Genomic DNA, 21,146 nt, shown 5'->3' on the forward strand with positions numbered 1-21,146 from the left:
CGCACTTTCACGTGAAAGTGCGGCTTTGGAGCCGAGCCCGGAGCAGATCATCGCCAACCCGGCGGTCGGCGGTGACCTGAACGAGGAGATGCGGCGGGCCGCGAAGCCGTTTTCCCGCACCACGCTGGTGCTGGCCGGGCTGGTCGTGCTCGCGATCGCGTTCGGCGGCGGTGCCTGGACGCACGCGGCGTTCGGCTCCTCATCCCCTTCGGCGCCCACCCGGCCGGCTGCGGGTGCCCAGGGCGGTACCCAGGGCACCGCCGGGCAAGGCGGCTTCCGCGGGGCGGGCGGCCGCGGCACCACGGGCACGGTCGACCACGTCGACGGCACCACCGTGTACGTGAAGACCGCGCAGGGCACCGACGTCAAGGTGTCCACATCGGACTCGACCAAGGTCGGCGTGACCCAGCAGGGCAAGCTCTCGGACCTCAAGCCGGGCTCGACGGTCGTCGTCCAGGGGCAGGCGGGCGACGACGGGACCGTGGCCGCGCAGGCCATCACCCAGGAGGCCGCCCGCTAGTTCAGCGCGATGATCGCGGTGTTGAGCGCCGTCGCGAAGAGGATCCAGGCGAGGTACGGCACGAGCAGCGCGGCGGCGGCCTTCGACCGGCGGCCGAACAGGACGATCGTCACGACCACGACGACGTCCAGCACGATGATGTCGACGAGCGCCGCCTTCGCCGCGCCGCCCTCGAAGAAGAGCGGCGTCCACAGCAGGTTGGCCAGCAGCCCGATGCCGTACGCGGCGAACCCGCGGGTTTCGCCGTCCGTGCGCCAGTACAGCCAGCCGGACACCGCGATCAGGACGTACAAGACCGTCCACACCGGACCGAACAGCGACCCGGGCGGCGCCCACGACGGCAGTTCGAGCCGCGCGTAGACCTCACGCGACGAGGCCGCGGCCAGCGCGCCGACCACGGCCACCACGGCGACGACACCGAGGAAGCAGGCCAGCACCAGCCACGGGTTGCGCTGTGACGCACGTTCGGTCACCGGCTGTTCCCCTCCCCGGGCGGCGTCCGGCCATCCTAGGCGGGTTTGCGAGACTGGAACCGTGAGCACTGGAACCGAGCAGTCCAAGGCATGGTTCGAACGGGCGAAGGCGGCTGTCCCGGGTGGGGTGAACTCGCCGGTCCGGGCGTTCAACTCGGTCGGCGGCACCCCGCGGTTCATGGTCCGCGGCGAGGGCCCGCACCTGTGGGACGCCGACGGAAACCGCTATGTCGACCTGGTGTCGTCCTGGGGCCCGATGATCCTGGGCCACGCGCACCCGTCGGTCGTCGAGGCGGCGCGCGCGGCGGCGTCGTCCGGGCTGTCGTTCGGCACGCCGACCATCGGCGAGGTCGAGCTGGCCGAGGAGATCATCGGCCGGGTCGAGCCCGTCGAGCAGGTGCGCCTGGTCAACTCCGGCACCGAGGCCACGATGAGCGCGATCCGGCTGGCCCGCGGCTTCACCGGCCGGTCGAAGATCGTGAAGTTCGCCGGGTGTTACCACGGTCACGTCGACGCGCTGCTCGCCCAGGCCGGCTCCGGCGTCGCGACGCTCGGGCTGCCGACGTCGCCGGGCGTCACCGGCGCCCAGGCCGCGGACACGCTGGTGCTGCCGTACAACGACCTCGACGCCGTCCGGCAGTCCTTTGCGGACAACCCGGGCGAGATCGCCGCGGTGATCACCGAAGCCGCCGCGGGCAACATGGGCGCGATCGCGCCGGACGAAGGCTTCAACGCCGGCCTGCGCGACCTGGCCCACGAGCACGGCGCGCTGCTGGTCATGGACGAGGTGATGACGGGCTTCCGCGTGTCGGCCGCGGGCTGGTTCGGCCTCGAAGGCGTGGCCGGCGACCTCTACACGTTCGGCAAGGTGATGTCCGGCGGCCTGCCGGCGGCGGCGTTCGGCGGCCGCGCCGACGTGATGGCCAAGCTCGCCCCGGGCGGGCCGGTCTACCAGGCCGGGACGCTGTCCGGGAACCCCGTGGCGGTGGCCGCGGGCCTCGCGACGCTGCGCGCGGCCGACCACGCCGTGTACGCGGCGCTCGACGCCAACGCGAAGCGCCTCGGCGACCTCTTCCGGCGCGAACTGAGCGCCGCCGGGGTCGCGAACAACGTCCAGTACGCGGGCAACCTGGTCAGCGTGTTCTTCGGTGACCAGCCGGTGCGCGACTACGCCGGCGCGCAGGCGTCCGAGACGTGGCGGTACCCGGCGTTCTTCCACGCGTTGCTCGACGCGGGCGTGTACGGGCCGCCGAGCGCGTACGAGGCCTGGTTCGTCAACGCGGCCATGGACGACGAAGCGTTCTCGGTGATCGAAGCGGCTCTGCCGGCGGCGGCTCGCGCGGCGGCGGAGGCGGTCAAGTGACCACCGTCGTTCACATGCTGCGGCACGGCGAAGTGCACAACCCCGAGAAGATCCTCTACGGCCGTCTGCCCGGTTATCACCTCTCCGAGCGCGGGCAGCGCCAAGCGCTGACGGTCGCCGAGGCCGTCGCGGGCCACGACCTCGTGCACGTCGTCGCGTCGCCGCTGCAGCGCGCGCAGGAGACGGCGGGCCCGATCGCCGCGGCGCACCGGCTCGACATCGCGACCGACGAGGGCCTGATCGAGGCCGGCAACCAGTTCGAGGGCCTGCACGTGGCGGTCGGCGACGGAGCGCTGCGGGAGCCCCGGCACTGGCCGAAGCTGGTCAACCCGTTCAAGCCGTCGTGGGGCGAGCCGTACGTCGAGATCGCGCACCGGATGCTCGGCGCGGTGCACCGGGCGCGGGAGGCGGCTGAGGGTCACGAGGCGCTCTGCGTGTCGCACCAGCTGCCGATCTGGACGCTCCGGCGGTTCCTCGAGGGCAAGCGGCTGTGGCACGACCCGCGTCGCCGCCAGTGCTCGCTGGCGTCGCTGACATCGCTGGTCTTCGACGGCGACGAACTGCGCGAGATCGTCTACAGCGAGCCCGCGGGCACGACGGACCCGAAGGTGACCGGGGCATGAAACGCGTCTTCTTCGCCGCGCTCGCGATGCTGGCCCTGGCCGGCTGCAGCAGTGGCAAGGACGCGGTGGTGCAGGGGAGCAGCTTCAGCTTCGTGTCCCCGGGCGGCAAGGTCGACATCACCTACGACCTCGCCCAGCGCCAGACGGCCCCGGTCCTGGCGGGCGACGACCTGATGAACGAGGGCAAGCAGCTGTCGCTGGCGGACTTCCCCGGCAAGGTCGTCGTGCTCAACCTGTGGGGCCAGTGGTGCGGGCCGTGCCGCACGGAGGTGCCGGAGCTGGAGTCGCTGGCCCGCCAGGCGCCCGGCATCCAGGTGGTGGGCATCGACGTCCGCGACCCGGCGCGCGAGGTGGCGCAGGACTTCGTCCGCGACCGCAAGCTGACGTACCCGTCGATCTACGACCCGGACGGCCGGGTGCTGCTCAAGCTGAGCGGCTACCCGCGCAACATCATCCCGTCGACGATCGTGCTGGACAAACAGCACCGGGTCGCGGCGGTGTTCCTGCGGCCGGTGCTGGCCCAGGACCTGCTCCCGGTGACGAAGAGCCTGGAGGCGGAACCGGCCTGACCGGCACCGAGGGACTCACCCCGGCAGCCGAAGGCGGAACCGGCACCCACCCAGACCCCGCCCACCACCCCGATCCGAAGCCAGAACACGGACGGGAGTGCCGGGTCAAGGCATCTTTCCCGCCTTGACGCGGTGCTGCCGTCCGTAGTCACAATCGGGCTTCGGGGTGGTGAACCGCCGCGCGGCCGCCGAAACGACCGGGACCAAGGTCCTGATCTGCTGTGACCGAGGTCCTGTGAAGCGGCCCCGGCGTTCTCACCAGGACCTCACTGCCTACCCTCAACGGGGTGAACTCCGTGACCGAGCTGGCGATCTCCGGACCGCTGCTGCTCGCCGCGGGCGTCGCGCTGCTGGCCGGCACCATCTCCTTCGCCTCGCCGTGCGTGGTGCCGCTGGTGCCGGGGTACCTCGCGTACCTCGCCGCGCTCGTCGGTGCGGACGCCCCCGCCGTCAGCGCCGATGAGGAGCGCAAGAACGGCCGCTGGGCTGTCGTGGGCGCCGCGCTGCTGTTCGTGCTCGGGTTCACCGTCGTGTTCGTCGCCACCATGGGCACCCTGGTCTGGCTCGCGGCCACGCTCACCCTCAACCAGGACCTCCTGCAGCGCATCGGCGGCGTCCTCACCATCGCCATGGCTCTCGTGTTCCTCGGCTGGATCCCCGGCCTGCAGCGCGAGGTCCGCTCGCACCACGTCCCGCGCGGCGGCGTCTGGGGCGCTCCGCTGCTCGGCGCGATCTTCGGCCTCGGCTGGACGCCCTGCATCGGCCCGACGCTCTCCGCCGTCACCACCCTGGCCAGCGCCACCGGCGGCGCCGAGGCCCGCGGGTACCTGCTGATCGCCGTCTACTGCCTCGGCCTCGGGCTGCCGTTCCTGCTCATCGCGCTCGGCGCCCGCTGGGCCGTGCGCGCCACCGACTGGGTGCGCCGGCACGGCCGTCAGGTGCAGATCTTCGGCGGTGCGCTGCTGCTGATCGTCGGCGTCCTGCTGGTCACCGGCGTGTGGGGAGATCTGATGGGCTGGCTCCGCAACGAACTCGCCGTCGACCTGAGGCTGCCGTTGTGACAACCACGGAAGCGCCGCCCGCGGCACCGCAGGGGCCCACCCCCGCCAAGCGCACCTTCGCCTTCGTCCGCAACACCTGGCGCGGCCTGACGTCGATGCGCACCGCGCTCGTCCTGCTGTTCCTGCTCGCCCTGGCCGCGCTGCCGGGCGCGCTCCTGCCGCAGCGGAAGCTCAACGCCCCCAAGGTCGACGAGTACATCGCCGCCCACGGCTGGTGGGGCACCCTGCTCGACAAGCTCGAGTTCTACGACGTCTACTCCAGCATCTGGTTTTCGGCCATCTACCTGCTGCTGATGATCTCGCTGGTCGGCTGCCTGACCCCGCGCAGCTTCGACTACGTCAAGGCGATGCGCGCCAAGCCGGTGCTGACCCCGCGCAACCTCGCGCGGATGCCGCACTACCGGCTCGGCCGCGGCAAGTCCGACGTCAGCGCCGAGATCGCGGCCGTCCACAAGCAACTCTCCGGCTGGCGCCGCGTCGAGCGCGAAGAAGCCGGCGGCGTCCGCACGATCTCCGCCGAACGCGGGTTCCTGCGCGAGACCGGCAACCTGCTCTTCCACTTCAGCATGCTCGGCCTGATCGTGTTCTTCGCGCTGGGCAAGCTCTACGGCTACGAAGGCCAGGTCATCGTCCAGGCCGACGGCGACAGCTTCTGCAACTCCGGCATCTACAACTACGACTCCTTCAACGCCGGCCTGCGCGTCGACGGCACCGACCTCGACCCGTTCTGCGTGAAGGTGAACGACTTCACCGTGCGGTACACCCCGGCCGGCGAGCCGGAGTACTACCACGCGAACATCCAGTACCAGTCCGGCGAAGACCTCGACACGAACACCTGGCGCCCGTACGGCCTCGAGGTCAACTCGCCGCTGCGCACCGCCGGCGACCGCGTCTACCTGCTCGGCCAGGGCTACTCGCCGCAGTTCACGGTGACCTTCCCCAACGGCGACAAGCGCACCCAGAACACCCAATGGCGCACGGTCGACCCGACCACGATGCTCGCCGAGGGCGCGACGAAGTTCGACCAGCCCGGCGTCACCGACGAGGTGCAGCGGCGGACCCGCCAGCTCGCCATCACCGGGCTGTTCGCGCCGACGTCGTTCCTGCACGGCAACGTCCTGACGTCGTCGGCGCCGGAGCTGAACGACCCCGCGGTGGCCGTCGACATCATGCGCGGCGACCTCGGCCTGGACGCCGGGCGCGGCCAGTCGGTGTTCGAGATCGACCAGTCGCTCGTGGACGACGGCAGGCTGAAGAAGATCGCCCGCGAGAACATGAAGGTCGGCCAGGAGATCAAGCTCGACGACGGCACGAAGATCCGCTTCGACGGCGTCAACCACTGGGTTTCCCTGCAGGTCTCCCACGACCCGACGCAGGGGTTCGTGCTCGGTTTCGCCATCGCGATGTTCCTCGGCCTCGGCGCGTCCTTGCTGGTCAAGCGCCGGCGGCTGTGGGTGCGGGTGAAGCCGGGGACCGACGACGACCCGGGTACCGTGATCGAGGTCGCCGGCCTGGCCCGCACCGACCAGGCCGGGTACGGCGAAGAGTTCCACCGGATCAGTGAACGCCTGATCAGTGGTCAGAAAGGCTGAGGCATGCCGATCGACGAGACGTTGTCCCAGTACAGCGACTGGCTCTACACCACCGCCGCGGCGATCTACGTCGTCGCGCTGATGATGACGCTGATCGAGCAGGGCTTCGGCGCCAAGGGGCGCCTGGCCACCGAGCGGGCGAAGCTCCGGGCGCGTGAGCTCGTCGGCGCCGGCGGGCCGCCGGTCGAAGAGGTCCAGGCCGCCCAGCGCACGGCGGGCCGGCCCGAGCGGATCGGCAAGATGGGCGCGTCGCTGCTCGTGCTCGGCGCGCTGCTGCAGCTGTCGGCGATCGTGCTGCGCGGCCTCGCCGTGCACCGCGCGCCGTGGGGCAACATGTACGAGTACGGCATGGCGGTCACCTTCATCACGGTGGTCACCTGGATCGTCGTCATGAAGAAGTTCCCGGTCCGGCACCTGACCGGCTTCCTGCTGCTGCCCGTCGTGATCCTGATGTTCATCAACGGCACGCTGCTGTACACGACCGCGGCGCCGGTGCAGCCCGCGCTGCAGTCGTACTGGCTGGTCATCCACGTCTCGGCGGCCATCATCGGCTCCGGCGTCTTCCTGGTGCCCGGCGTCGCCAGCGTGCTCTACCTGTTCCGCTCGGCCTACGAAAAGGACGAGACGAAGTTCGCCCGGTTCGCCTCGAAGCTGCCCGCGGCCGACGTCCTCGACCGGATCGCCTACCGGACGACGATCTTCGCGTTCCCCGTCTTCACCTTCGGCGTGCTCTGCGGCGCGGTCTGGGCCGAGTCGGCCTGGGGCCGGTTCTGGGGCTGGGACCCCAAGGAGACCGTCGCGTTCATCGCCTGGGTGATCTACGCGGCCTACCTGCACTCGCGGGCGACCGCGGGCTGGCGCGGGGCCCGGGCCGCGGCGATCAACATCGTGGGGTTCGCGGCGATGATCTTCAACCTGTTCTTCGTGAACCTCGTCACGGCGGGCTTGCACTCGTACGCCGGGGTGGGCTGAGCAACCCGCGGGTACTCCGACTACCGTCGTCTTCAGGGGGAAGATGTCGGGCGGAGTGCGCGGAGGTTTACACCGGTGACCGGACCCAGCGAAGAATCGGCTCCTGGCCACCCCGAACAGGCTGAACCGGCTGAACCGGCCGCTGCCCCGCAGCGGCCGGAGGCCGGCCTGTTCGCCGAGGACCGGACGGACTCACACCCGCATCCGGAGACCTCCGGGGCCTTCGACGTGCAGCCGACGCAGGCGGTCGCGCCGCCGCCGAACCCGGCGGTGTCCGGGCCCCACCAGGTGCCTCCCGGTGCCTCGGGGCCGCACCAGGTGAACCCCGCGGTGTCGGGCCCGCACCAGGTGCCTCCGGGCTACGGCTACGACCAGAACCTTCCGCCGCTGCAGCCGCAGCAGTACGGCGACCCGGCGCAGCAGTACGCCCAGGCGCAGGCCCAGTACCCGCAGCAGCCTCCGGGACAGCCTTCGGGCTTGCCGCAGCCCCAGGGCGGCCGGCACGCGGCGCCGCCGCAGCAGCCGGGCCACGGCCACGACCTGTCGACCGCGCACCTGGTCAAGCAGGTCAAGCGGCCGCCGCAGTCGGGCTGGCGCAAGGCGATCTACGTGGGCTCCGGCAAGCTGATCAACCCGGGCGAAAGCCCGGCGGACACGCAGCGCCGTGACCTCATCGCGCGCGTCAACCAGCCCCTGCGCGGGTGCTACAAGATCGCGATGCTGTCGCTGAAGGGCGGCGTCGGCAAGACGACGGTGACCACGACGCTGGGCGCGACGTTCGCTTCGCTGCGCGGTGACCGCGTGGTGGCGGTGGACGCCAACCCGGACCGCGGCACGCTGTCGCAGAAGCTCCCGCTGGAGACGACGGCGACGGTCCGCCACCTGCTGCGCGACGCGGCCCGCATCACGCGCTACAGCGACGTCCGGTCGTACACGTCCCAGGGCTCCAGCCGGCTGGAAATCCTCGCCAGCGAGCAGGATCCGGCCGTTTCCGAGGCCTTCTCCGAGGACGACTACCGGCGCACGGTCAACCTGCTCGAGCACTTCTACAACATCGTGCTCACCGACTGCGGGACCGGCCTGATGCACTCGGCGATGAAGGGCGTCCTCGACGTCGCGGACGCGCTGGTCGTCGTGTCGTCCGGCTCGGTCGACGGCGCCCGCAGCGCCTCGGCGACGCTCGACTGGCTCGAGGCCCACGGCTACGGCGAGCTGGTGAAGCGCTCGGTCGCGGTGATCAACTCGGTCCGGCCCAAGGGCGGCTCGGTCGACCTCGACAAGCTGTCGGCCCACTTCGGGGCGAAGGTCCGGGCGGTGTGCAAGGTGCCGTTCGACCCGCACCTGGAGGAGGGCGCGGAGATCGAGCTGGACCGCCTGTCCGGCGACACGCGCCTGGCCCTGCTGGACCTGGCCGCGACGGTGGCCGACGGCTTCGCCACCCCGCTTTCCCAGGGCTACCGCTGAGCCGTCACCGGGTCCGGGCAAGCGAAAGTAAAGCTCAGCCGTCTTCGTCCCGGCGCTTGCGCTGTTGTTCGGACAGCTGGCGCAGGAAGTCGGGGTCGTCGTCCGGGGCGATCGGGGCGCGGCGCGGGGGCGAGGTGACCCCGACCCGCTGACCGGCGAACGACCGCCACAGGAGCAGTGCGACGACCAGCGCGCCGACCGCTGCGAGCAGAGCGAGCATGCCGGATCCTTCCGTAAGGGTCCCCCGAGGTTAACCCGTCGAACCGGGTTTCGGCTCGAACCCCGTCGAGCGGGGTGACGACCGGTACACGAAGGGCCGCGCGGGGCGGGGGGAAATCCCCCGTACCCCACACGGCCCGGCGCTCGAGATGGTTCAGGCCTTGCGGGCCGGTTCGCTGGCGTCCGTGGTCAGCTCCGCGAGGAGCTCGTTCACCTCGGACTCCCGGAACCGCCGGTGCCCGCCCGGGGTCCGGATCGAGCCGATCCGGCCCGCCGTCGCCCACCGGGTGACCGTCTTGGGGTCCACCCGGAACAGTGCTGCCACCTCGCCAGGGGTGAGCAGGCGTCCGCCCATCGTCGCGGTCATTTTCCGCCTCCTTAACGACCTCACTGCTATACCGGAGGCGTCCGGGCCCTTCTGGCCCGTTCCGCCGGGGTAGCCAACACGGCAATCGTTGCACTTCACCCGTCGGGTACTCGAACGGTTGTCCGCGAGTAAAGAGCCCTTAAAGGTCAAAACGGACAGTTTGCTTACGTTGTGCAACTAAATCGACGGTCACTTGACGTGCCCGGATGCCGTCGGGCCCGGTCATCGGCCGCGAGGCGTGGTGCCAATGGGGGATTGTCCAACCGCATAGAGTGATCCCCGTGGATCAGTTGGACCGGAAGATCATCGCGGCGTTGCGTATCAACGGACGGGCCACCTATGCGGACCTCGGGCGGGCGGTCGGCCTCTCCGCGTCATCGGTGCACGAGCGGGTGGGCAAGCTGGAGGCCGCCGGCGTGATCACCGGCTACCACGCGGTCGTCGACCCGAACTCGGTCGGCCTCGGCGTCACCGCCCTCGTCAGCATCCACCCGACCGACACCGCCACGGAGGACGACGTCGCCGACGCGCTCGCCGAGCTCGACGAGGTCGAGAGCTGCTACGCGGTGGCGGGTGACGAGGCCTTCGTCGTCAAGGTGCGCGTGCCGACCGTCGACGAGCTGGAGCGAACACTCGGGCGCCTGCGCCGCATCCCCGGCGTCGGGCGGACGAACACCACCGTCGTGCTCTCGACCCGCTTCGAGGGGCGTCCGAACAACGCGGGCCTGCAGCGGGACCGGGCGGGCGGCGCGTAGCCTGCGTTGGTGTGAGCGACGAGAAGACCCCGCAGCTGGCCCGTGATCTGACGCTGTACCTGCTGGCGCGGTTCGTGCTGGTCGCGGTGATCGCGTGGGTGCTGTCCCTGGTCGGCGTGCCGCTGCTGGTCGCGCTGGTCGTGGGCCTGGTCGTCGGGCTGCCGCTGGGACTCCTGCTGTTCCGCCCGCTCAACGCCCGCGTCACGGCCGGCCTCGCCAAGCGCAACGAGAAGCGGGCGCGGGCTCGCGCCGACCTGCGTGCGCAGCTGCGCGGTGACGTCTCCGGCCGGTCCGAATGAGCCGCCTGCACGCCCGCAGCTGGGTCCGCGAGGCCGTCCGGATCATCGAGGCCGACGCGAACCGCAGCGCCGACACCCACCTGCACGTCTTCCCGCTGCCCCCGGAGTGGGGCATCGACCTGTACCTCAAGGACGAGTCCGTCCACCCGACCGGCTCGCTGAAGCACCGGCTCGCGCGGTCGCTGTTCCTGTACGGGCTCGTCAACGGCCAGATCGGGCCGGACACCGTGCTCGTCGAGGCGTCCAGCGGCTCGACCGCGGTGTCCGAGGCCTACTTCGCCCGCATGCTCGGGCTGCGCTTCATCACCGTCGTGCCGCGGCGCACGTCGAAGGAGAAGATCGCGCTCATCGAGTTCTACGGCGGTGAGTGCCACTACGTCGACGAAGCGCCGGCGATGTACCCCGAGGCGGAGCGGCTCGCGGCCGAGTGCGGCGGGCACTACCTCGACCAGTTCACCTACGCCGAGCGCGCGACGGACTGGCGGGGCAACAACAACATCGCCGAGTCGGTGTTCGCGCAGATGCGCTCGGAGCGTCACCCGGTGCCGGCCTGGATCGTGGTGGGCGCGGGCACGGGCGGCACGAGCGCGACGTTCGGCCGGTACGTTCGCTACAAGCGCCACACGACGAAGATCTGCGTGGTCGACCCGGAGAACTCGTCCTTCTTCGGTGCCTGGGAGACCGGGGCGCTCGACTACGCGACCGGCATGCCGTCGCGGATCGAAGGGATCGGCCGGCCGCGCTGCGAACCGTCGTTCGTGCCGGGCGTCATCGACGAGATGTTCCAGATCCCCGACGCGGGCTCCCTGGCGGCCATCCGGCTGCTGCGCGAGCGCACCGGGCACTGGGCGGGCGGCTCGACGGGCACGAACCTCTACGGCGCGTTCCGGCTCATCTCGCGCATGGTCGAGGACGGCCAGGCGGGCAGCGTCGTGACGCTGCTGTGCGACGGCGGCGAGCGGTACGCGCACACGTACTACAACGACGAATGGATCGAGGCCCAGGGCATGGACCTCGCCCCGCACACGGCGTTGTTCGAGGAGTTCCTGACGACCGGGAAGTTCCTCCCGGAGAGCTAGAAGCCCAGCGCCACGGCCGCCAGCACCGCCCAGGCCAGCATCGCCAGGCCCGTGTCCCGCAGTGCCGGGATCAGCTCGCGCCCGTGGGCGCCGCCGCCGACGGCCCGGACCGACTTCAGCAGCATCGGCGCCGTCAGCAGGGTGATCAGCAGCAGCGGGTCGAAGATCCCGAGGACGATGCCGAGCACGTACGGCACCGCGATCAGCACCAGGTACAGCCGCCGCGTTCCGCCGTCGCCGAGACGCGTCGCCAGGGTGCGCTTGCCGGACTCGACGTCGGTCGGGATGTCACGCAGGTTGTTGGCCGTCAGGACCGCCGTCGAGAAGCTGCCGACCGCGACCGCGCACGCCAGCGCGGCCCAGCTGACCCGCCCGGCCTGGACGTACACCGTGCCCAGGACGCCGGCCAGGCCGAAGAACACGAAGACGGCGATCTCGCCGAAACCGTAGTAGCCGTACGGCTTCTTGCCGCCCGTGTAGAACCACGCGCCGAGGATGCACAGCGCGCCCATCACCAGCAGCCACCAGTGGCCGCTGAGCACGACGAGCAGCAGGCCGAGCACGCCGGCCAGGCCCAGCGCGACGAGCGCCGCCGTCAGCACGGCCTTCGGCGCGGCGACCCCGGACCCGACCAGGCGCAACGGCCCGACGCGGTGCTCGTCCGTGCCGCGGATGCCGTCGGAGTAGTCGTTGGCGTAGTTGACGCCGATGATCAGCGAGAGGGAGACGAGCAGCGCCAGAGCCGAGCGCCACCACGAGAACGCGTCCAGCGCGATCGTCGCGCCGACCCCCGCCACCACCGGCGCCACCGCGTTCGGCAGCGTCCGGGGCCGGGCCCCTTCGATCCAGTCGCTCAAGCTCGCCATGGCGCCATTCAACGCCATGGTGATCACCCGCGAGCGGGACCCCGGGAAGTCAGTCCGTGGTCGGCAGCTGCCAGGTGAGCGTGCCGCTGCTGGGGTCCGCGGCGGGCGGATCGGCCAGTGCGGCGCCCACGGGAAGCAGGAGCCCCAGTGCGACGGCGGCCCCGACGAGGGCGGTTCTCATCCAGCGCGTCATGGTGGGTAGCCAAGCGGGTGCACGCCGTGCATGTCAACGAAGTGCCGCCATTCAGCCGCGCGAACCCGGCTGGAGGCGCGCCTTGACCGCCGCGCGGTCGATCTTGCCGGGCCCGCGAAGGGGCAGCTCAGCGCCGTATTCGACGCGTTTCGGCGTCGCCGCCGCGCCCAGTTCGGCCCGGACCGCGGCGCGTAGTTCGTCCGGTTCGGGGGGTTCGCCTTCCGGGACGACCAGCGCGACGACGGCCTCGCCCCACTCCGGGTCGGGCAGTCCGACGACACAGGCGTCGCGCACGCCCGGCCGCGCGCCGAGCACCCGCTCGATCGCGTTCGCGGACACCTTCACGCCGCCGGTGTTGATCATGTCGTCGGCCCGGCCGAGGACCTCGATCCGGCCGTCGTCGTGACGAACCCCACGGTCGGACGTCGTGAACCAACCGCCGTCGAACGACTCCGCGGTCAGGTCGGGCCGCAGGCGATAGCCGTGCGCGAGGACGTCGCCGGCGATGCGGATCCGGTCGCCGCCGACGTCGACGCGGACGCCGTCGAGCGGGAAGCCGTCGTAGACGCAGCCGCTGGCCGTCTCGCTCATCCCGTACGCGGGCACGATCCGGACACCGGCGTCGGCCGCGCGCTCGCGCAGGGTCGCGGACGTCGCGGCCGCGCCGACCACGATCGCGTCGAACGTCTTCGCCGCGGCCAGCCCGGCGCCGCCGTCGTCGAGGAGCCGGACCAGCTGGGTCGGGACCAGCGCCGTGTACCGCGGTCCGCCGGTCAGCTTCGCCGCCGCGGCCGCGAAGCCGTCCGGCCGGAAGCCCTGGCCGGTGAGCAGCGCCGGGGTGGTGCCCGCCAGGAGCGATCGGACCAGCACCTGCAGCCCGCCGATGTAGTGCGCCGGCGTGGCCAGCAGCCAGTGGCCGGGGCCGCCGAGCCGGGCGTGCGTGGCTTCGGCGGACGCGGTCAGCGCGCGGGCCGACAGCAGCACGCCCTTGGGCGCGCCGGTCGAGCCCGACGTGGCGATGACCACGGCGGTGTCCGGCTCGGCGGGCTCGGCCGGCCGCATCGCGTCGCGCAGCGCGGGGTCGGTGAACGGCAGCACGGCCGGGCCGCCGCCCAGCGCGTCCGCGACGGCTCTCTTCAGCGCTTCGAGCGCTTCGGGAGTGCCGTCGAGTTCGATCGGGAGCAGCTCAGTAGTAATAGGGGACGTCCTTGAAGTCGGGGTCGCGCTTCTGCAGGAACGCGTCGCGGCCTTCGACGGCTTCGTCCTGCATGTACGCCAGCCGGGTGGTCTCGCCCGCGAACAGCTGCTGGCCGACCATGCCGTCGTCGGTGAGGTTGAACGCGTACTTCAGCATGCGCTGGGCCGTCGGCGACTTGCGCGTGATCTCCCACGCCCAGGTCAGCGCCTCTTTTTCGAGGTCGGCGTGCGGCACGACGGCGTTCACCGCGCCCATCCGGTGCATCTGCTCGGCGGAGTACTCGCGGCCGAGGAAGAAGATCTCGCGGGCGAACTTCTGGCCGACCATCTTCGCCAGGTAGGCCGAGCCGTAGCCGCCGTCGAACGAGCCGACGTCCGCGTCGGTCTGCTTGAACTTCGCGTGCTCGGCCGAGGCGAGCGTGAGATCGCACACGACGTGCAGGGAGTGCCCGCCGCCCGCGGCCCACCCCGGCACGACCGCGATCACCGGTTTCGGCAGGAACCGGATCAGCCGCTGGACCTCGAGGATGTGCAGCCGGCCGGCCCGCGCGGGGTCCACCGTGTCGGAGGTCTCGCCGCTGGCGTACTGATACCCGGAGCGTCCGCGAATACGCTGGTCACCACCGGAGCAGAACGCCCACCCGCCGTCCTTGGGCGACGGGCCGTTGCCGGTGAGCAGGACACAGCCGACGTCGGAGCTCATCCGGGCGTGGTCGAGGGCCCGGTAGAGCTCGTCGACGGTGTGCGGGCGGAAGGCGTTGCGGACCTCCGGGCGGTCGAACGCGATGCGCACCACGCGTTTGCCGCCACGGCTCTCAGCGGAGCGGTGGTAGGTGATGTCGGTGAAGGCGAAACCTTCGACCTCGGTCCACGCGGCGGGGTCGAACAGCTCGGAAACTCGGGCGTCATCCACGTTTGGGAGAATAGGACCTGTGGACACTTCTGCTGTGCAGGATGCCGCCTCCGCGGTAAAGCGTGCGTCGGCGGGCGACGGAGCCTGCCGGTGAACCCTTCCACCGCGCAGGCCAGGGTCATCGTCGACGAACTCGTCCGCAACACCGTCTCGCACGTCGTCCTCTGCCCGGGCTCCCGCAACGCGCCGCTGTCGATCGCGCTGTACGACGCGGCGGCGGCCGGGAAGCTCCAGCTCCACGTCCGGATCGACGAGCGCGGCGCCGGGTTTCTCGCCCTCGGCATCGCCGCGCGCACCGGCCGCCCGGTGGCCGTGCTCTGCACGTCCGGCACCGCGGCCGCGAACTTCCACCCCGCCGTGCTGGAGGCCGACCGCGCCGGCGTCCCGCTGATCGTGCTGACCGCCGACCGGCCGCCCGAGCTGCGGGCCGCGGGGGCGTCGCAGGTCATCGACCAGCACCGGTTGTTCGGCAATGCCGCGCGCTACTTCGACGAGCTGGCCGTCGCCGAGCGGCGGGCCGGGCAGAACTCGTACTGGCGCAGCCAGATCTGCCGGGCGTGGAACGCCGCCTACGGCGAGTGGCGCTGCGGGCCGGTGCACCTCAACATCCCGTTCCGCGAGCCGCTCGTGCCCGATCTGGACGACAGTGGTGCTGCCGGGGAGTGGTACGAGTCGCTCGACGGCCGTCCCGACGGCTCCCGGTGGACCGAGCTGCCGGACTTCGGTGCGCTGCCGTCGTTCGTGGTGCCCTCGGCGCGCCACGGCCTGGTGATCGCGTGCGACACCGGCGTCCAGGCGGCCAGCGAGTGGGCCGAGCAGCACGGCTGGCCGGTGGTGTCGGAGACGGGTGGGCTGGGGTTGTCCGGCGGCACGGCGATCTCGTCGGGCGCGTGGCTGCTGGGCGTCGAGGAGTTCATCGCGAAGCACAAGCCGGAGCAGGTGCTCTGCCTCGGCCGGCCGACGGTGTTCCGGCAGATCCAGAAGGTGATTTCGGACCCGTCGATCGAGGTCCTGCTGGTGCGCCCGGACTCGGACTGGCCGGCGCCCGCGCACAACGTCCGGCAGGTCGGGCAGTGGTTCGACGAGCCGACCAAGCCGGCCGACCCGGAGTGGCTGGCGAGCTGGCGCCGGGCCGACGCGGCGGCGTCTTCGGCGGTTTCGGCGGTGCTGGACGCGGAGCCGTGGCCTTCGGGGCTGCGGGTGGCGTCCGAGCTGGTGGACGCGCTGCCCCCGGACTCGCTGCTGGTGGTGGGTTCGTCCAACCCGACGCGGGACGTGGCGCTGGCGGGCCGGCTGCGCCCGGACGTCCTGGTGCACCGTAACCGCGGGGTGGCGGGCATCGACGGAACCGTCTCGACGGCGATCGGCGCGGCGTACGTCCACCGCGGGCCGTCGTACGCGCTCCTGGGTGACTTGACGTTCCTGCACGACGCGTCGGGGCTGCTGACGGGCCCGGCGGAGCAGCGCCCGGACCTGACGATCGTGGTGTGCAACGACGACGGCGGCGGCATCTTTTCCCTGCTGGAGCAGGGCGCACCGGAGCATTCGGCGAGCTTCGAGCGGGTGTTCGGCACACCGCACGGGGCGGATCTGGGCGCGTTGTGCGCGGGGTACCGGGTGCCGCACGTGGTGGCGGAGACGCTGACGGAGTTCCGCGCGGCGTTGCGCCCGGCGCCGGGGCTGCGGGTCGTCGAGGTGCGGGTGGACCGCTCGCGGCACCGGGACCTGCACGGCCGGCTGCGGTCCGCGGTCGGCTCGGCTGTTTCGGCGGCCTGACCTGCGCCGGGCTTTCGCGTACCCAGCGGGTCGATTCGCGTACCTGGAGAGTCGGCTCACATGGGGCCGGTTGATCGCGGGCGGAACCACCTCGTCAAGCCGTTTCCGATCTTGATCCCAGTAGGCAAGAACCTTCCTTCGCCGGTACCTGGGTGCTGCCCGGCTGGCTACGTTCGAGCGCGCTGATCCTCACCCGTTGGAGGGATTCGAATGCGTGCAAGAACTCGCACCGGCCTAGGTGTGCTCGCGGCCGGGGTTGCCTCGGTGCTGCTCGCCGGTACCGCCAGTGCGGCCCCGGCGCCCGGTGCGCCCGGCGTCGGTGACTCGTACTACCCGAACGCCGGCAACGGCGGGACGGACGTGCTGCACTACGACATCCGCCTGACCTACCAGCCCGCGACCGACGTGCTGGCGGGCACGACGACGCTGCTGCTCACCGCCACGCAGGACCTCTCGCGGTTCGACCTCGACTTCGCGCTGAAGGCGTCGAGCGTGCGCGTGAACAACCGCCCCGCGCAGTTCGCGAACCAGACCGGCAACGGCGAGCTCGTCGTCACCCCGGCGCAGCCGCTGCTCAAGGGCCAGACCGCGACCGTCGTCGTCGCCTACTCGGACACCCCGTCCACCGAGACGGTCGACGGCCTCAACGCCTGGAAGAAGGGCTCCTTCGGCGTGCTCGGCATCGACGAGCCGCAGAGCTCGGCGTGGTGGTTCCCGGCCAACGACCACCCGACCGACAAGGCGACCTACGACGTCACGATCGAGGCGCCGGACGGCAACGTCGCCGTCTCCAACGGCAGCCTGGTGCGCACGACGAAGAGCCGCGCCGGCTGGACCCGCTGGCAGTGGCGCAGCACGAAGCCGCAGGCCACCTACCTGACGTCGTTCATCGTCGGCCAGTACGAGCTGAACCAGTCGACGACCCCGGAAGGCAAGCCGTTCATCACGGCGTACGGCTCCGACCTCGGCGACTCGCTGTACGCGGCGAAGGCCAGCGTCGAGCGCACGCCGGAGATCAACGAGTTCCTGGGCACCCAGTTCGGGCCGTACCCGTTCGAGGCCGAGGGCGGTGTCGTGACCAGCGGCATCACGTTCTCGCTGGAGAACCAGACCCGGCCGACCTACGGCGCCCGCAACTTCCGCGCGGGCTCGAACACGACGCTGATCGCGCACGAGAACGCCCACCAGTGGTTCGGCGACGACGTCTCGCTCGGCCGCTGGAGCGACATCTGGCTGAACGAGGGTTTCGCGTCCTACGCCGAGTGGCTCTGGTCGGAGCACGAGGGCGAGGGCACGGTCGCCGAGCTGGCGCAGTACACCTACGACTCGAACGCGGCCGACGCCGACCTGTGGAAGCTCGTCCCGGCGGACCCGGGCGCGGACAACCAGTTCGACAACGCGGTGTACGACCGGGGCGCGCTGACGCTCCAGGCGCTGCGGACCGCCGTCGGCGACGAGGCGTTCTTCAAGATCCTGCAGACCTGGCACGCGCAGAAGGCGGGCAAGGACGGCCGGATCCTGGAGTTCATCGCGCTGGCCGAGAAGATCTCGGGCAAGCCGCTGCACGACCTGTTCCAGACCTGGCTGTACACGGCGGGCAAGCCGGCGGTGGGCCCGAACGGCGCTGCCGCGTTCACGGCGCGTGCGGCCTCGGCCTCGGTGAAGCCGAAGTCGTTCGACCAGATCCAGGCGAACCACCGGAATCTCGCCGCGGAACACACGCACTGAGCGAGACCGCTACGCTCGCCGGGTGAGCACGAGAGGTGAGCGGGTGAGGCGCGTCGGGTGGTGGACCGCCCTCGGCGTCGCCTCGCTCCTCACCGTCATGTGCGTGTGCCTCCTGTTCGCGGCGATCCGCAACGACGGCGCGATCGCGGCCCAGCTCGGCACGGCGAACGCGACGGTGGACTCGGTGGCGTTCGACCGCACGATCATCCACTTCGAGACCCCGGACGGCATCGTCCACAGCCCGGCGAACGGCGTCCTCTACCCGGACGGCCTGGCCGCCGGTCAGCTGGTCCGGATCGAGTACGACGCGTCCGACCCGGAGCTGGCCCGGGTGGCCGGCCGGTCGGCGACGTTGACGCTGTTGCCGCTGGGGAGCTTCGTCTTCTTCACGTGGCTGGTGGCCGGGCCGCTGCTGTGGTGGATCCGCCGGCTGGACAAGCGGGCTACCGCGCCTGCTCCAGCCACGTCTTCCGCGTGATCTCGTACTCGACTTCCCCGTGCTCGGCCCCTTCGACCGGATCGTCGTAGTCGGCGGCCGAGGTGAACGCCCTCGCGAACGTGAGGCCGGCCGAGGTCATCGTGGCGCGGGACGGCGTGTTGACGGCCATCGTCTGGGCGAAGACGCGATCCAGCCCCAGCACCTCGAACCCGTACCGGATCAGCTCGCGTGAGCCTTCACGGGCGTAACCCTGCCGCCAGTGCCGGCGCAGCAGCCGGTACCCGAGCTCGGCTTCGCCCTCGACGTCCGGCTGGTCCGGGCCGTGCGGCGGGCGCAGGATCCACCAGCCGACGAAGTCTTCGCCGGCGAAGCCCATCCAGAAGCCGAACCCGGGAGCGGTGGCCATCCGGCGGCGGTGCGCCCGTTCGACCTCGTCCCGGGTCGCGGCCCGGCCGGTGAGGTACCGCATGACCTCGGGGTCGGAGTCCAGCTCGTACTCCAGCTCGAGGTGCTCGTCGGCGAGGGGCACGAGCGTGAGCCGCGGCGTGTGCAGCGTGGGCATGCCCCGATCCTCACAGCGCGCGCAACCCGTTTAGCCGGCGTGCGCCGTCTCCTGCCACCAGCCCAGCACCTCGTCCGCCACCCCCGGCGCCGCGACCAGCAGGCCGTCGGTCGGGAGGGCCGTGTCGTCGCCGTGGCGGTCCAGCACCACCGCCCCCGCCTCGATCGCCATCGCGACGGAGCCGGCCACGTCCCACTCGTGGTAGCTGTGCAGCACCGCCGCGGCCGCGTGGCCCAATGCCACCTGGGCGATCGACAACGCCGCGGACCCCAGCACCCGTACCCCGGTGTGCGCCGCCGCCGCGCGCTCGATGAAGCCGCCCATCCCCGGCCACGGGCCTCGGCGCGCGAACTCCGTGAAGACCAGCGCGCCCGCCGTCACGCAGCGGTCCTTCAGCCGGACCGGCTTGCCGTTCGCGCGGGCCCCTCGTCCGCGCGCCGCGGCGTAGATCTGGGCCCGGTACGGGTCCGCGACGACCCCCACCACCGGTCCCGCGGCGTCCACCAACGCCAGGCTGTACGCGCACCACGGCACCCCCGCCACGTAGTTCGCCGTGCCGTCGACCGAGTCCACGACCCAGCGGTACTCGGCGACGTCGGCGCCGTGGTCCGCGCCGAACTCGTGGCCGACTACCGGGATGCCCGGGAACTCCGCGGTCAGCACGCGCCGGGTGTGCCGCTCGAGGATCCGGTCGGTGTCGGTGACCCAGTCGAAGGGCGAGTCCAGCGTCGACGGGTGGGCGCCGCGGCCGGCGGTCGCGGTGATCACGTCGGTGGCGTCGTTGGCCAGCCGTCCGGCCACTTCGAGCGCCCTCGACAGCAAGCCGGGCTCGACGGGCCGCGGCGGCCGGGAGGACAAGAGGGTCATGCCTGCTTAGTCTGGGCCCCGCTGGTTTCCGGGACACGACCTTGAGATGACATGTCGTGGCCGATCTGTTCCGGCAGCGTTGGCCGCAGTGTCACGCCGCCGCCAGGATCGGGTGCGATCGTCCAAGACGTGCGAGTCGCCATAGTCACCGAAAGTTTCCTGCCCCAGGTGAACGGCGTGACCAACTCCGTCCTGCGGGTCGTCGAGCACCTGCGCGAACGCGCCCACGACGTGCTGATCATCGCCCCCGGCCCCGGCCCGGACTCCTACCGCGGCGCTCCCGTCGTGCGGATCCCCGCCCTCGACTTCCCCGGCGTCGGCTCCCTGCCGATCGGCGTGCCGACGCGCACGGTGCTCACCGCGCTCGCCGCGTTCGGCCCGGACGTCGTGCACCTGGCTTCGCCGTTCGTGGTCGGCGCGCGCGGGCTGGCCGCCGCCCGCCGGCTGCGCGTTCCGTCGATCGCCGTCTACCAGACCGACATCGCCGGCTTCGCCGCCGCGTACGGCTTCGGCATCGGCGCGCGGGCCGCGTGGCGCTGGGTGCGGCGGCTGCATTCGCGGGCCGACCGGACCCTTGCCCCGTCCAGCGACTCCGTCGAGCAGCTGGAGCTGCACGGCGTCCCACGGGTGCACCGCTGGGCGCGGGGCGTCGACATCGAGCGGTTCTCCCCGGACCACGCCGACCCGGCGCTGCGGGCCGAGCTGGCGCCGGACGGCGAGCTGCTCGTCGGGTTCGTCGGACGGCTGGCGCCCGAGAAGGAGGTCGACCGGCTGGCCGCGCTGGCCGGGATGCCGGGGATCCGCGTGGTCGTGGTCGGCGACGGCCCGGAACTGCCCGCGCTGAAGGAACAGCTGCCCGGCGCGGCCTTCCTCGGCGCGAAGTACGGCGACGAACTCTCGAAGGCGTACGCGAGCTTCGACGTCTTCGTCCACACCGGGCCGCACGAGACGTTCTGCCAGGCGGTGCAGGAGGCCATGGCGTCCGGCCTGCCGGTCCTCGCGCCGGCCGCGGGGGGCCCGAAGGACCTCGTCCTGCCCGGCCGCACCGGCTACCTGCTTCCCGCGGACCGCGAGCTGTTCGGCGCGGCGCTCGTCGAGAAGGTCGACGCCCTGCGCGATCCCGCGCTGCGGGCGAGGCTCGGCGAGAAGGCGCGCAAGGTGGTGCTGGGCCGCACCTGGCCCGCGGTGTGCCGCGAGCTGATGGGGCACTACGAAGCCGTGCAGGGCCGGGCCGCCCGCGCGGCCTGAC

24 protein-coding genes are annotated in these 21,146 nt (G+C 71.6%); 15 read left to right on the forward strand and 9 right to left on the reverse strand.

Going from position 1 to position 21,146, the window contains the following annotated elements:
- Positions 1-25 precede the first annotated feature (25 nt).
- The gene (locus ACZ4TR_RS37750) at positions 26-520 is read left to right on the forward strand and encodes a hypothetical protein (protein ID WP_465292913.1); all 495 of its coding nucleotides are present in this window, start codon (positions 26-28) and stop codon (positions 518-520) included.
- Here the strand turns inward: ACZ4TR_RS37750 and ACZ4TR_RS37755 are convergent.
- Positions 517-993, reverse strand: a complete 477-nt coding sequence (locus tag ACZ4TR_RS37755) for a TspO/MBR family protein (RefSeq protein WP_465292914.1) — start codon at positions 991-993, stop codon at positions 517-519. The two genes, ACZ4TR_RS37750 and ACZ4TR_RS37755, sit on opposite strands and share 4 nt — an antisense overlap.
- A 61-nt stretch (positions 994-1,054) precedes the next feature.
- Between ACZ4TR_RS37755 and hemL the strand changes: the two genes are divergently transcribed.
- The 7 genes from hemL (at position 1,055) to ACZ4TR_RS37790 (ending at position 8,637) form a co-directional block, all read left to right on the forward strand.
- Complete coding sequence (gene hemL, locus ACZ4TR_RS37760; protein WP_465292916.1) at positions 1,055-2,356, forward strand: glutamate-1-semialdehyde 2,1-aminomutase; 1,302 nt, start codon at positions 1,055-1,057, stop codon at positions 2,354-2,356.
- Positions 2,353-2,979, forward strand: a complete 627-nt coding sequence (locus ACZ4TR_RS37765) for a histidine phosphatase family protein (protein ID WP_364514140.1) — start codon at positions 2,353-2,355, stop codon at positions 2,977-2,979. The genes hemL and ACZ4TR_RS37765 overlap by 4 nt, the downstream gene beginning before the upstream one ends.
- Positions 2,976-3,548, forward strand: coding sequence for a TlpA family protein disulfide reductase (locus tag ACZ4TR_RS37770; RefSeq protein WP_465292918.1), 573 nt, complete (start codon positions 2,976-2,978; stop codon positions 3,546-3,548). The genes ACZ4TR_RS37765 and ACZ4TR_RS37770 overlap by 4 nt, the downstream gene beginning before the upstream one ends.
- Before the next feature lie 287 nt (positions 3,549-3,835).
- Positions 3,836-4,609: a cytochrome c biogenesis CcdA family protein gene (locus ACZ4TR_RS37775; protein WP_465292920.1), complete on the forward strand. Its 774-nt coding sequence runs from the start codon at positions 3,836-3,838 to the stop codon at positions 4,607-4,609.
- Positions 4,606-6,201, forward strand: coding sequence for a cytochrome c biogenesis protein ResB (resB, locus tag ACZ4TR_RS37780; protein WP_465292922.1), 1,596 nt, complete (start codon positions 4,606-4,608; stop codon positions 6,199-6,201). The genes ACZ4TR_RS37775 and resB overlap by 4 nt, the downstream gene beginning before the upstream one ends.
- Before the next feature lie 3 nt (positions 6,202-6,204).
- The gene (gene ccsB, locus ACZ4TR_RS37785) at positions 6,205-7,173 is read left to right on the forward strand and encodes a c-type cytochrome biogenesis protein CcsB (protein ID WP_465292923.1); all 969 of its coding nucleotides are present in this window, start codon (positions 6,205-6,207) and stop codon (positions 7,171-7,173) included.
- A 75-nt stretch (positions 7,174-7,248) separates the two neighbouring features.
- On the forward strand, positions 7,249-8,637 hold the full coding sequence (locus ACZ4TR_RS37790; RefSeq protein ID WP_364514152.1) for a MinD/ParA family ATP-binding protein: 1,389 nt from the start codon (positions 7,249-7,251) through the stop codon (positions 8,635-8,637).
- A 34-nt stretch (positions 8,638-8,671) separates the two neighbouring features.
- Here the strand turns inward: ACZ4TR_RS37790 and ACZ4TR_RS37795 are convergent, their stop codons facing one another.
- Together ACZ4TR_RS37795 and ACZ4TR_RS37800 are read right to left on the reverse strand one after the other, a co-directional pair.
- Positions 8,672-8,857, reverse strand: a complete 186-nt coding sequence (locus tag ACZ4TR_RS37795; RefSeq protein WP_284748096.1) for a hypothetical protein — start codon at positions 8,855-8,857, stop codon at positions 8,672-8,674.
- Positions 8,858-9,010: 153 nt separating this feature from the next.
- Entirely contained in the window at positions 9,011-9,223 is a 213-nt protein-coding gene (locus ACZ4TR_RS37800) for a BldC family transcriptional regulator (protein WP_072474890.1), read from the reverse strand.
- 281 nt (positions 9,224-9,504) lie between these two features.
- Between ACZ4TR_RS37800 and ACZ4TR_RS37805 the strand changes: the two genes are divergently transcribed.
- Genes ACZ4TR_RS37805 through cds1 form a run of 3 tightly spaced genes read left to right on the forward strand, consistent with a single transcriptional unit; the run spans position 9,505 to position 11,356 of the window.
- Complete coding sequence (locus ACZ4TR_RS37805) at positions 9,505-9,978, forward strand: Lrp/AsnC family transcriptional regulator (protein WP_364514155.1); 474 nt, start codon at positions 9,505-9,507, stop codon at positions 9,976-9,978.
- An 11-nt stretch (positions 9,979-9,989) separates the two neighbouring features.
- Positions 9,990-10,277: a DUF4229 domain-containing protein gene (locus ACZ4TR_RS37810; RefSeq protein WP_465292925.1), complete on the forward strand. Its 288-nt coding sequence runs from the start codon at positions 9,990-9,992 to the stop codon at positions 10,275-10,277.
- A complete protein-coding gene (gene cds1 / locus ACZ4TR_RS37815) occupies positions 10,274-11,356 on the forward strand; it encodes an L-cysteine desulfhydrase Cds1 (protein WP_364514160.1) in 1,083 nt (360 codons plus the stop codon). Before ACZ4TR_RS37810 ends, cds1 begins: the two co-directional genes overlap by 4 nt.
- Here cds1 and ACZ4TR_RS37820 read toward each other — a convergent pair.
- From ACZ4TR_RS37820 to ACZ4TR_RS37835, 4 genes are read right to left on the reverse strand one after another with little or no spacing between them, the layout of a single operon-like run.
- Positions 11,353-12,222, reverse strand: a complete 870-nt coding sequence (locus ACZ4TR_RS37820; RefSeq protein WP_465292927.1) for a 1,4-dihydroxy-2-naphthoate polyprenyltransferase — start codon at positions 12,220-12,222, stop codon at positions 11,353-11,355. The genes cds1 and ACZ4TR_RS37820 overlap by 4 nt on opposite strands.
- A gap of 49 nt (positions 12,223-12,271) precedes the next feature.
- Complete coding sequence (locus tag ACZ4TR_RS37825) at positions 12,272-12,415, reverse strand: hypothetical protein (protein ID WP_364514166.1); 144 nt, start codon at positions 12,413-12,415, stop codon at positions 12,272-12,274.
- Positions 12,416-12,466: 51 nt separating this feature from the next.
- Entirely contained in the window at positions 12,467-13,600 is a 1,134-nt protein-coding gene (gene menE / locus ACZ4TR_RS37830; protein ID WP_465293111.1) for an o-succinylbenzoate--CoA ligase, read from the reverse strand.
- Position 13,601: 1 nt separating this feature from the next.
- Complete coding sequence (locus ACZ4TR_RS37835) at positions 13,602-14,525, reverse strand: 1,4-dihydroxy-2-naphthoyl-CoA synthase (protein ID WP_329052659.1); 924 nt, start codon at positions 14,523-14,525, stop codon at positions 13,602-13,604.
- 90 nt (positions 14,526-14,615) lie between these two features.
- Here ACZ4TR_RS37835 and menD point away from each other — a divergent pair, with 90 nt between their 5' ends.
- From menD to ACZ4TR_RS37850, 3 genes are all read left to right on the forward strand, one after another.
- Positions 14,616-16,301, forward strand: a complete 1,686-nt coding sequence (menD, locus tag ACZ4TR_RS37840) for a 2-succinyl-5-enolpyruvyl-6-hydroxy-3-cyclohexene-1-carboxylic-acid synthase (protein ID WP_465292929.1) — start codon at positions 14,616-14,618, stop codon at positions 16,299-16,301.
- Between the two features lie 210 nt (positions 16,302-16,511).
- A complete protein-coding gene (locus tag ACZ4TR_RS37845; RefSeq protein ID WP_465292931.1) occupies positions 16,512-18,029 on the forward strand; it encodes a M1 family metallopeptidase in 1,518 nt (505 codons plus the stop codon).
- Positions 18,030-18,051: 22 nt separating this feature from the next.
- Positions 18,052-18,507 (forward strand): DUF3592 domain-containing protein, encoded by a 456-nt coding sequence (locus ACZ4TR_RS37850; protein WP_465292933.1) that lies wholly within the window; start codon positions 18,052-18,054, stop codon positions 18,505-18,507.
- Here the strand turns inward: ACZ4TR_RS37850 and ACZ4TR_RS37855 are convergent.
- Together ACZ4TR_RS37855 and ACZ4TR_RS37860 are read right to left on the reverse strand one after the other, a co-directional pair.
- Positions 18,473-19,030, reverse strand: coding sequence for a GNAT family N-acetyltransferase (locus ACZ4TR_RS37855; protein WP_465292935.1), 558 nt, complete (start codon positions 19,028-19,030; stop codon positions 18,473-18,475). The genes ACZ4TR_RS37850 and ACZ4TR_RS37855 overlap by 35 nt on opposite strands.
- Positions 19,031-19,060: 30 nt before the next feature.
- Positions 19,061-19,897: an inositol monophosphatase family protein gene (locus ACZ4TR_RS37860; RefSeq protein WP_465292937.1), complete on the reverse strand. Its 837-nt coding sequence runs from the start codon at positions 19,895-19,897 to the stop codon at positions 19,061-19,063.
- A 177-nt stretch (positions 19,898-20,074) separates the two neighbouring features.
- Here ACZ4TR_RS37860 and ACZ4TR_RS37865 point away from each other — a divergent pair, with 177 nt between their 5' ends.
- Entirely contained in the window at positions 20,075-21,145 is a 1,071-nt protein-coding gene (locus tag ACZ4TR_RS37865; protein WP_465292939.1) for a glycosyltransferase family 4 protein, read from the forward strand.
- Position 21,146 lies beyond the last annotated feature (1 nt).

Source organism: Amycolatopsis sp. NPDC028719 (genome assembly GCF_055565395.1).

Excerpts from the sequence above, each read along its gene's own strand:
- ACZ4TR_RS37800 (WP_072474890.1), bottom strand. The coding sequence starts at position 9,223 with ATGACCGCGACGATGGGCGGACGCCTGCTCACCCCTGGCGAGGTGGCA.
- ACZ4TR_RS37795 (WP_284748096.1), bottom strand. The coding sequence starts at position 8,857 with ATGCTCGCTCTGCTCGCAGCGGTCGGCGCGCTGGTCGTCGCACTGCTC.
- ACZ4TR_RS37770 (WP_465292918.1), top strand. The coding sequence starts at position 2,976 with ATGAAACGCGTCTTCTTCGCCGCGCTCGCGATGCTGGCCCTGGCCGGC.
- ACZ4TR_RS37820 (WP_465292927.1), bottom strand. The coding sequence starts at position 12,222 with ATGGCGAGCTTGAGCGACTGGATCGAAGGGGCCCGGCCCCGGACGCTG.
- ACZ4TR_RS37860 (WP_465292937.1), bottom strand. The coding sequence starts at position 19,897 with ATGACCCTCTTGTCCTCCCGGCCGCCGCGGCCCGTCGAGCCCGGCTTG.
- cds1 (WP_364514160.1), top strand. The coding sequence starts at position 10,274 with ATGAGCCGCCTGCACGCCCGCAGCTGGGTCCGCGAGGCCGTCCGGATC.
- ccsB (WP_465292923.1), top strand. The coding sequence starts at position 6,205 with ATGCCGATCGACGAGACGTTGTCCCAGTACAGCGACTGGCTCTACACC.
- ACZ4TR_RS37845 (WP_465292931.1), top strand. The coding sequence starts at position 16,512 with ATGCGTGCAAGAACTCGCACCGGCCTAGGTGTGCTCGCGGCCGGGGTT.
- ACZ4TR_RS37825 (WP_364514166.1), bottom strand. The coding sequence starts at position 12,415 with ATGACGCGCTGGATGAGAACCGCCCTCGTCGGGGCCGCCGTCGCACTG.
- ACZ4TR_RS37855 (WP_465292935.1), bottom strand. The coding sequence starts at position 19,030 with ATGCCCACGCTGCACACGCCGCGGCTCACGCTCGTGCCCCTCGCCGAC.